General features: G+C 49.5%; 7 protein-coding genes. 4 read left to right on the top strand and 3 right to left on the bottom strand.

Translation table 11 applies throughout. The annotated features are described in order from the left end of the window. The 4 genes from JRI46_11125 to JRI46_11110 all read left to right on the top strand — a co-directional run. A partial coding sequence (locus JRI46_11125; GenBank protein MBW2040120.1) for a phosphoadenosine phosphosulfate reductase family protein occupies nucleotides 1–377 on the top strand: 377 nt, incomplete at its 5' end. A gap of 15 nt (nucleotides 378–392) precedes the next feature. Further along, a complete protein-coding gene (locus tag JRI46_11120; protein ID MBW2040119.1) occupies nucleotides 393–1,211 on the top strand; it encodes a sulfite exporter TauE/SafE family protein in 819 nt (272 codons plus the stop codon). A gap of 13 nt (nucleotides 1,212–1,224) precedes the next feature. Then, nucleotides 1,225–2,448, top strand: coding sequence for a GTP-binding protein (locus tag JRI46_11115; GenBank protein ID MBW2040118.1), 1,224 nt, complete (start codon nucleotides 1,225–1,227; stop codon nucleotides 2,446–2,448). Nucleotides 2,449–2,589: 141 nt separating this feature from the next. Further along, nucleotides 2,590–3,777 carry an NAD(P)/FAD-dependent oxidoreductase gene (locus JRI46_11110; GenBank protein ID MBW2040117.1) on the top strand — a complete coding sequence of 396 codons (1,188 nt, stop codon included), beginning with the start codon at nucleotides 2,590–2,592 and terminating at the stop codon, nucleotides 3,775–3,777. 64 nt (nucleotides 3,778–3,841) lie between these two features. On the opposite strand, the gene JRI46_11105 is transcribed toward JRI46_11110, so the two are convergent. From JRI46_11105 to JRI46_11095, 3 genes are read right to left on the bottom strand one after another with little or no spacing between them, the layout of a single operon-like run. Continuing rightward, entirely contained in the window at nucleotides 3,842–4,762 is a 921-nt protein-coding gene (locus tag JRI46_11105) for a tetratricopeptide repeat protein (GenBank protein ID MBW2040116.1), read from the bottom strand. A gap of 1 nt (nucleotide 4,763) precedes the next feature. Then, nucleotides 4,764–6,554: a hypothetical protein gene (locus JRI46_11100; GenBank protein MBW2040115.1), complete on the bottom strand. Its 1,791-nt coding sequence runs from the start codon at nucleotides 6,552–6,554 to the stop codon at nucleotides 4,764–4,766. Then, nucleotides 6,551–10,507 carry a hypothetical protein gene (locus JRI46_11095; protein ID MBW2040114.1) on the bottom strand — a complete coding sequence of 1,319 codons (3,957 nt, stop codon included), beginning with the start codon at nucleotides 10,505–10,507 and terminating at the stop codon, nucleotides 6,551–6,553. Before JRI46_11095 ends, JRI46_11100 begins: the two co-directional genes overlap by 4 nt. Nucleotides 10,508–10,545 lie beyond the last annotated feature (38 nt).

Below are 10,545 nucleotides of genomic sequence, written 5' to 3'. Positions count from 1 at the left end.
TTTCCCCGCGAGATGCCCATTTCAAATGGGACTACGAGAACCAACCTGCTGAGCTATGGGATCAATATAAATCCACCGTCTATGAAGAGGAACACTTCCGCATCCATCCCCTTCTGCATTTTACTGAACTGGACATCTGGAGCTATATAAAGAGGGAAGAGATCCCCATTATAGAACTCTATTTCAGCAAGGAGGGCAAGAGGTTCAGGAGCATCGGGTGCGTGCCCTGCTGTAGCCCCATTGATTCCCATGCCCAGACCATAGATGAGATAGTGGAAGAGATCAGGGCAACGAAGACCTCCGAGAGGGCAGGGCGCGCCCAGGATAAAGAGGATGTCTACACCATGCAGAAGTTAAGGGCCTTGGGGTATATGTAAGGTGACTGGGCGAAAATGGCCGTTGAATTGCTTTTCATCGGGGTTTTATTTATATCGTTTTGTGCAGAATATATAGATTCTAGCATTGGCATGGGATATGGCACCACGCTGACCCCCATACTCTTATTAATGGGTTTCTCACCGTTGCAGATCGTACCTGCTATTTTGCTTTCAGAATTTATTTCAGGCATACTGGCAGCATTTCTGCATCAAGGAGCAGGGAATGTCTTCTTCGACTTTAGAAGGGATGATGAACACAGAATTGCCAAAGCGCTTGGAAACCTGGGCTACATGCCGAGATCAAAAGACTCCAAGGTCGCATTGGTGCTGGTAATGTGCAGCGTTACCGGGGTAATTGCTGCTGTCTTTGTGGCATTAAATCTACCGGTCTTTTACCTCAAACTGTACATAGGGATTCTTGTATTGACAATGGGAATCATCGTAATGATGAAACATAAGACTAAAATTAATTTCTCATGGAAGAGGATTATGGGAATCGGTATTCTTGCTTCATTTAATAAAGGTATGTCTGGAGGAGGCTATGGCCCCCTTATTGTATCTGGTCAGATATTGTCAGGAGTCGATACTAAAAGCTCAATAGGCATAACCGCATTGGCAGAAGGGGCCACCTGTTTTGTTGGTGTCTTGACCTATTTTGTCATTGGTACGCATGTTGACTGGGTTTTAGCCCCATATCTGGTCATAGGTTCATTGATCTCTGTCCCACTGTCCGTCTATACTGTAAAGAAGATGCCAGTCAAGGAGTTTACATTAATAATCGGATTGGCAGCTACAGTGCTCGGGATATTAACACTGGTTAAATTGATCATATGAAGAAGATTTGGGTATGGACAAAAAAGCACTAAGATTGGTGATTGTTGGCCATGTAGATCATGGCAAGAGCACCCTGATCGGGAGGCTCCTTTACGATACGGAAAGCTTGCCAGAAGATAGGTTAAAGGAGATAGAGAAGACCTCTGCGACCCTGGGAAGGGAGACGGAGTTTGCCTTTGTCATGGATTCACTGGAGGAGGAAAGAAAAAGGGGTATCACTATTGACACAACCCAGACCTTTTTTAAGACCCCCAAAAGGAGATATGTGATCATCGATGCCCCCGGGCACAAGGAATTCTTGAAGAATATGATCACGGGCACCAGTCAGGCAGAGGCCGCTCTGCTGATCGTAGACGCCCAGGAAGGGGTCAGGGAACAGACCAAGCGACACGGCTATATCTTGGGGATGCTGGGGTTGAGACAGGTAATTATAGTGATCAACAAAATGGATCTGGTTAATTATTCAGAAGAGAGGTTTCAGGAGGTAAAGGAAGAGATAGCTGCCTTTTTAAACAGCCTCTATATCAGCCCGCCTTACACCATCCCCATCTCGGCCATCAAGGGGGACAACGTGGCCAAGGCCTCAGGGCATCTCCCCTGGTATAAGGGATCAACAATGTTGGAGGCCCTGGACACCTTTTCTGAGCTAAAGATAGAGGAGAAACCTTTCCGGTTCCCCGTTCAAGACATCTACCAAGTTGAAGGAAAGAGGATGATCGTCGGCAGGGTGGAGGCAGGCAGCGTACAAAGGGGGGATACCTTATATCTTTTGCCTCTCAAAAAGGAGGTAAAGGTTGAGAACATCGAAAAGTTCTTGGCCGAAGGGGTGGATGAAGCCGGTCTGGGCGAGTCTATCGGAATCTGCCTGGGGGGAGACCCAGAGGTAGAAAGGGGACAAATCTTATCAAGGGATCTGAGTCCCATTATCACGGACCGCATCAAGGCCAACATGTTTTGGATGGAAAGGGGAGGTTACAAGGTGGGGGACCCCCTCCTCTTCAGATGTGTGACTCAGGAAATCCCCTGTACGATAGAGAATATATACAAGAAATTCGACCCCGCCTCTATGGAGGTGATCCAGGAGGATGCCCATCGGATAAGAGAGGCAGAGGTGGCCAAAGTTATGATCTCCCTTTCTAAAGAAGCGGTGATAGATCCCTTCCAGGAGATACCTGAGATGGGAAGGTTTGTGTTGGAACAAAAAGGAATCCCTGTGGCCGGGGGGATCATCTTATAACAGGATCGAAAAAGGTGAACATTGCTTGAAAACATCTGTGCAAAGATATAATATTGACCGATATCAGGATGACTGATTCCTTGTCGTGACGAAAGGTATAAGGAGACTGCCCGAGGTACTTGTAATAAAGACCTTTGTGGCATGATGAAAGACCTTGGCAAATATGACTGCATCGTTGTAGGCGGCGGCCCTGTGGGGGCTGTGGCAGCCAAGACTGCTGCCTACCATGGGGCAAGGGTACTCCTGGTGGAAAGGGATGAAACGCCTACTTATCCGGATCGCTGTACAGGTATTGTCAGTCCCCGATGTCTCAAAGAGGCAGAACTCGATGATGGTGTAGTCCTGCAGGAGATCAGAGGTGGGACTATCCATGCCCCCAACGGCCGCCCCTTGCGGATCGAGGCAAAAGATACCAGGGCCCTGGTCATCGATCGGCGCCTCTTTAACCTCAAGCTGTTAGAGATGGCCCAGGAGGTAGGGGCAGAGTTCATTCACCATAGCCGGGTGGTCGGCCTCGATAATCAGTTGGCGATAATCGAGAGGAATGACGCTACTTATCGGGCAGAGACGAAGGTAATCATCGGTGCCGATGGGCCGAAGAGCCAAGTGGCAAACTGGGCGAAGCTGCCACCCCCGGGCCAGTTTTTTTTAGGTCTCCAGGCCACAGTCCGGTATGAACCTGAAAGGCCTGATTTCATAGAGGTCTTCTTCGACCAAGACCTGGCCCCCGGTTTTTTCGCCTGGGTGGTCCCTGCCGAGGAGGGGATCGCTCGGGTGGGCCTGGCCACTTACCAAATGAAGGGGGCCTCTTTTCTTCTGAAAAAACTTCTGAACAAACTCAATTTAAGACCTTTGAAGATCAGCGCCGGCCTTATTCCCATCGGTCCCAGACCGAGGACGGTAGCCGGAAAGGTGATGGTAGTTGGCGATGCCGCCGCCCAGGCCAAGCCCACCTCTGGAGGGGGACTTTATACGGGCATCGTGACGGCGAAGATAGCGGGCCAGGTGGCAGCCAATCATGCCCTGGCCCATCAAGGCATTAATGGTCTTATGATCTATGAGAAAAGATGGCGGGAGAAACTCGGCCATGAACTCTCCCTGGGGATTGCACTGCGCCGTCTCTTCAGTCACCTCCGCAATCATGAAATCAACCTCATCTTCGCCATCCTGGACAACAAGACCTTATTGGATATCATCAGCACCTACGGGGACATCGATTACCCAAGCATTATATTGAAGGCCCTCCTTCAACAACCAAAGGAGTGGAGGAGGGTATGGAGGGGCATAAATAGAAAACTTGTCCATAACTTCCCCCCATTAAAACCGTAACATAGTTTTTTTAAGTTGGAGGTGGGGATAGTCATATCAGGAATACCTTCTAATTCGATGAGCCCTACTGTATCAGATCCTCATAAAACTTAACCTTTTCCATATCACCGAGCCTTAAATAGAGATCTTTGAGCCTCTCATAGGCAAAGGGGTCGTCCCCCAGTTGTTTATAGGTATCGATCGCCTCTATGAGCATATCGTTCTTTTCATAGGCAAGGGCCAGATCTCTGAACAGGGGTTTAGGGCAGAAGCCCGATTTTTTCAACCCCGTAAAGACCTTAATCGCTTCATCATAGTCAGATGAGTTATTAAAAAGCATGGTCCCGTAAAGATACTGACACACCAGACAACCTGGGCTCACCTCCGCCAAGGTACGAAAATCCTCCAGCACCTCTTTGTGGCCTTTGGAGAGAAAGGCGTCCAGATGCCCCATCCTCTCGGTCAGCTTTTCCAGAGCAGATTGATCGGCGAACATATCAATAACCACTGACGCAGCCCTTTCATAATTCTTGAGTCTTATAAAGGAACGGATCAACCAGAAATTATCCGCCTCAGTTAAGGGACTTTTGTGCTCCAGTTCCTCAATTATCTCTTTATATCCCCCATGATTAAATTTTTCTTCAAGTAGGTGGGTTGAAAAGCTCTTAGGGGCAACCCTTTCCCTTAAGTAAGCGGCATAGGTCAGGTTCTGCAACTTTGGACGAAGCTCTGGATTCATTGAGAAGGCCTTCTCATAGTATCCAACTGCCTCTGCCCTGCGGCCTTGCACCATGGCTATATGGCCTAACCCAACATAGGCCTCACTGTACGTGGGATCATAGGCGATCACCTCATTATATACTTTTTTCGCCTCATCTAATCTCCCCTCGCTGTAGGCCCTATTTGCCTGGGCATATAGGAAATCGGCTTGATTCCTGTAGAACTCCGCCCGCAGGAGGGAGCATCCAACCAAAACAAAGATCAATAAAAACCAGAACCGGTTCATCTCAAAAATTCACCCCCATGCCGACCTCAATTGTATTTGAGGTCTCCTGGCTTGCCCTGTCGCCAAAGGCGACGTATAACGTGGCCACATACCTCCTGAAAAACTCGAACTGGTAGCCAACCTTGGCAAAAAGATTGGAATCGATCTCATCGCTAAACACAAAGCGATTTTCAAGCTCAAAGAACCATCCTCTCCACTGCCCCCAAGCCAGAAGGCTCAACTCATCCCAACAGGAGGGATCAGAACCGCTGGCATGCCGGTTGATCCACTGGAGGCCTGCAGAGATTGTCCTCCTGGGGGGCTTGGTATAATGGACCATCTCCCTCACGGTATGGGTTGTATCGCCATCTGCTATGTTCACCGAATAACTCAGCTCATTGGACCAAATATCGGTAAACCGGTGTAGGTGTCGTGCCCTCACCGACGTGTAGTCAGATGCATCGTCCTCATGGTCGATTACGCCCAGCATGAAATCGTGCTTCGGACCGATACCAAACCGTATGTTTCCGTCCACCTCATACAGATCGTCATAGTTGCTCCTTCGCTGGTAATAAAAAGACCTGAAGATAACCCCTGCCCGCTCCATAAAGAGGATTCTGCCTGGATAATAGTCGACGACACAATCGACACCCCTGGCATCAGACCTAACGTCCCTGGAGACATAGGCGAGATCCGCCTCAAAATCCTCGCCCAGGTCCTGATAGCCCAGCACAGCCCGCATCCTCGGACCTTCATACCGCGCCTCCATCCTTCCTGCCACATCCCATTCATCTGTCTCCTCATCATCCGACATTGCATATTCCGCCGCCATGCTGAAACCCCGTCCGAGATTTAACACCCCATCCACACCCCCCACGATATTCCTCACCTCATCATCAAACCCCGACAACTTATAATACCTACCTACGAAACTACTTCCGATAGAGATTATCCCTGACAGGGGTATCTCCATCCTCGCGGCGTAGCCCTTTTCTTCAGAGAGAGTATCCCCCTCTGATACAAAGCCAAGGCCGGTCACGGTTACAATACCTGTATCCACATCAAGCCTCGCCCCGGATTTAAACCTCTCTGTCCTGATATCGTCAAAGAGCCTGAAGGGACCAATAAATGAGCCCAGACTCTTCCTGAAGACCGACAGAAATTTAACATTTTTCTTCTCATAAGCGAAACTTGCGTAACAGTTGTCCCAATTGGTCTGCTCGCGCTCCCGCTGGATGAGGTAGAGATTGAGATCGGCCATAAAGGGTTTCTGGTCGTAAATCCCATGAAGCCTGAACCTCCCCTCATAGGTATCCTCATCCTCGTCCGTGTCCCTGCGGAAAAACCCCGAAATCTCACCATCAATGCGGTAAGGCCTTACCGGTGGGGGCAGAGGGGGTGGGGCAAGAGGTCTGGCGGCCCTTTTTATGACCCTCACAAGAATAGAATCGGATACCGTCCTTCCATCAGGTAACTCTAAAATGAAGAAGATCTGGTACTGGCCCTGCTGGACCAACTGCCTTCTATCATCTCTCCCATCCCATTGCCACTGCCCCGGACCTGCCCTGACATCTTCCCAAACCTCCTGCCTTATTACAGCGCCCTTGAAGTCTTTCGCCTGAATGGTGAGGGTTGTGGCATCCTGGGAGAGATAGTACTGAACTAGGACCGACTCCCCAGCCTGAGGGTCGAATTCTGAAGGAAATGGTCTTTGAAGGACCAAAGTCTCTTCAGCGGCAAAGACTACATTCAAGGAAGGAAACCCAGCAGAGATAAAAAATAAGGCGAAGATCCATATACATCTGTTCCTCATGGACATCGTATCCTGCAATGTGGCGCTGCATCATCACAAATAACATAAAAGCTGATAATTTTCACCGCCTCGTCCCCAGCGCTGTTGCGCCCCCTCACGATAAGGATACAAGCCCCCCTGCCCTTCGCAAATACTCTGTTCATAGCCCTTTCTAAGGAGGCCCTGAACGTCCCTGCAGCGCTGTTGATGGATACAGGGAGAGACATCCCATTAAGGGTGGCCGTTATCGAGCTTATGCTACTTCCTGTAACAATAAATCTACCGTCTGCAAAACAAGGCATTTCGTAATTGTCGTAAAACCCCCCATCCTGGGGCTGAATTACCTCAAGGGAGATAGATGTCTGCTTTGGCCCCACGAAGTCCTTAAATATAGCAGGTGTCTTGTACACAGGGATCTTTAAAGGCAGCACCCACTGCCTTGCCTCCTTGTCGGTCAGGGTGAGGGCGCAGTCCACCTCCTCCACCGGTATGTTGGTGTTTGAGAAGAACTCGTCCTTGATAAGCAGATCAAACCCCCCTGCCGATTCGGTCCTTTTGCCTTTCTGGATATCCCCATACTCCGCTTGGTCCCGCTCAATGGTGATGTAGGGGTGCGTTATCCGTAAAAGCCCCCTGGCCTGGGCGATATCCATATCGGAGAGGACTTCAACAAACAGCCTTACACGCTCCCCTGGATTGATCCTTCCATCAGCATTGCCCTGAAAGTCCCATGCCGAGTAACCGGTGATCCGTACACCCCCTATGGCCTCTGAAGGTAGCTCCACAGCCAAAGGACCACCAAAAGTAAGGCCCTGCTCAGCCCTGTTGCCCCGGCCATCAACCACCGTGAGTACCGCCCTGTGGGACTCCTCGGTAATCTCTATGGGACCAGAGGCACTGAAAAAGCCCGTCTCCTGATTGTAATAATACTGGCTTCTGGGTATCTGTCTCCCATCAAGGGAAAGATCTATCCCTTCCTTTGTCACATCAAATCCCCGATCCTTGATAAAGGCGACAAACACTGGAGCACCCTCTACATTACCCTGATAGGCGAAGTTATAGATGTGGGGCCTGTAGTTGATATCAAAGACCAGATTGGCCTCGTTCTCCAGCCCCACATTGTCCACTACCCTCAGTCTCGCCCTGTGTCTCCCATCGGCGAGATCAGCCAAATAAAGGAGCATCGTCGGTTTTCTCCCGTAGGTGACAAAGTTCCTCTTTATAACCCCATCGACCTCCAGCTCGGTGAGGCCCTCATCAATACCTGAGATGTCAGAGTACTCCCCCACCAAAAGGTGCTCAAGGCCGAGGGAGTTCAGAAAGTCCCTGTTTTCTGAACCTGAGAATTCATCGAAACTCAAACTCACATCAGGAGGCCTCTTGGGGATGCGGATGGTCAGGTTACCATGGGCCCAACTGTAGCCATCATTAACGCTGAGAGAGGTACGATATATCTCCCTGTCATCTATTGGCAGATCCCCTCTGAATTCACCCGTTGCAGGCAAAAGGTCAAAGGCAAGACCGCCATATCTCCAGTCCCCATACCGGATGCGCAGATCAGAAAAAGGGGTAGATCGATCAGAGATCATTGCCCTCACCTTGTGGCCCCCCTCATCATACCTCAGAGCAGAGATGATAGGAGGACAGGTGTCTATCTCTCTTGTTGTTACTCTTTTATAATATCCCCCCCTTATCCTGTTCAAGATGTCTATCAAAAACCCCTTCGCTTCACGACCACCATATCCTGAGCCAAATGCCAATGAAATGCCCTTGCTCTCTTTTTCCTGTTTTTCCACCATCTCCTGAAACGTTGGCATTGAAATGCCTTCTTTCTCCTTCTCTTTTTCTTCTTCTATTTCTCGCAACATCTCCCGAATCTCTGGTTTGGTGATCCCAATAAGTGCACCAATGCCCCTCCTGGTCCTCCTGCACTCCTCTATCAGTGTTACCCAACAATCGCCTCTCCTCTTGTACTTCCTTATACATCCAGCCCCCTTTGACATCATAGTCCAACCCAGAGGAATAGACGCAATGTCAAGGGAGACATCTGTGCTGGCCCTCCCGATCAGGGCACCTTCCCCCGGGGTGTAAAACTGCGCCTTTGCAATAGAGGTCACCCTGTTGCCTGCCTTATCAGTCACAAACAACTGTGCCTTAACAACACCTATATCTGGTTTGTCATCAAGAAAGGCCATAAGCTGGCCTGTTGCATGATCAAACTCAAATATCGATTCTTGGCCGTTTATATAAAGTCCTACCTCTAAATCCCTTAGCTCTGTACCCCTGTCAGAAATCCTTGCACTGAACACATCATCTTCAGGGATATACCTGAAATCTGATATCTCAGGTTCACCGGTATTGACACTGAACTCCCCCTCCAATTTGGTCCACTTATTGGAGAGGCGGTCATATACCGAAAGGGTTACTTGATGATCCCCCTCCCCTATGGGCGAGTATTGAAACCCATCTTCCCTTACCCCAGTGGGGATGATCTCCATGCCGTCTAAATCTAAAACGAGAAATAGATCCCTTGCTGTGCGCCCCTTCCACGATGCATCAAGGGAGTTTGCCTTGCTATTGTAAAAAAGGTTCACCCGAAGATCGGCTACTTTTAACCCAATGTAGATTTCACGAACCTCCCTCGGCCCCGGTTCTTCCCTTATTATAGAATGGTCCTTGACTGTGAAGTCTATATATTCGGGCCCCTCTATCCTCAGGACCGCCTCCACAGTGTCGGTCGCAGGCCTTGTCTGGGTTACCTTCCATACCCTCCATCCAATGGGCTCCTCAACTTCATCAAGGGTGATATTTGGGTAGGGTGACCCCGACTTCGGGACTGTGTATTTGTATGTCTTTATGTATAAAGGTGCATCCATCCCGATGCTGCCACTGCCGTAAACAGCAGGTCCGGAGTTGGATGTACCCCCATATGTAATCCAATAACAATATTGCCTTATCTTTTTTGAACCTTCTTCTATACCACTCCCAATTTCCCTGGATATCTTGACCGGATATGATTTGAATTGATAAGTCCTCTCCCCCACATTGCCCGCCCTGTCATAGACCGCAAGCTTCAATATATGCTCCCCATAGGGCAAGGCCTCAATCTCCAGGGGGAAAAGAAGCTGAGCGCCCTCTCCCCTGAGGACAGGTTCCCTAAACGTCCTCGTCGGCCTTTTCTCCTCCTGCCATCCCAACGAAGGTTGCTGATAGGGGCTGGATGATTTTATGATCGTCCTCACCCTCACCGTCTCCTCCACCTCTACCCTCTCAACCCCCGAGCCCTCCTCTTTGATGGGAATGGCGATTATCTGAGCCGAAACAGGAACCACTTTTGTTTTAGTTAAAAGAAGGCGCCCTACTCGATGTTTAAGATCCCCTATTTGATCCAACAATATCTCCGGTGAAATGGTGTCCACAATAAACACCTTCTGCCTGAAATCTATCACCTTCCCCCCCTCATCCAGGACCTCTACGGTAGCGGTGTGGGGACCATCTTCGAGGTTGGAGGCCTTGGCTGCCAGCTCTACCGTCCCATCTGCCTTGAGGGTTATGGTGGGCGCCAATACCTGCTCAGTGCTCGCTGTCTTGAGCACCACCCTATCCTTTACCATCGCCACTGTCAGCGAGGCACCCTCCTCTTTTGCACCAACAATGGACTTTATCCCTGGGTTCCTTTCTGCTATATATTCCATCTCCCTTGAAGCTACCTTCTTAGCACTTTCCACGCTTAGATCCTTGATCGCAAGGGAGGGAACTATTTCAAATTTTAAATCACCTCTTGACACCTCTCTGTTTTCAAAGTTCATTATCCTCAAATCTGCCCTATGACCACCAAACTCAAAATTCCCTTTGTGTTGATACCTGCCTTTATTCATCCCTTCGTCTATAAATTCGCCTTGTACCTCAACCCCATCTATACCCATCTTTGCATATTCATCCAGATACAGCTTCGTCGTCCTATCACCTTCCAATTCCCCATATACAACTAAACCCTTTGTCTGCCCTCCTA

The organism is Deltaproteobacteria bacterium (assembly GCA_019308925.1).
Taxonomy (GTDB): domain Bacteria; phylum Desulfobacterota; class B13-G15; order B13-G15; family RBG-16-54-18; genus JAFDHG01.
This window is presented reverse-complemented; position numbering and strand designations above follow the sequence as displayed.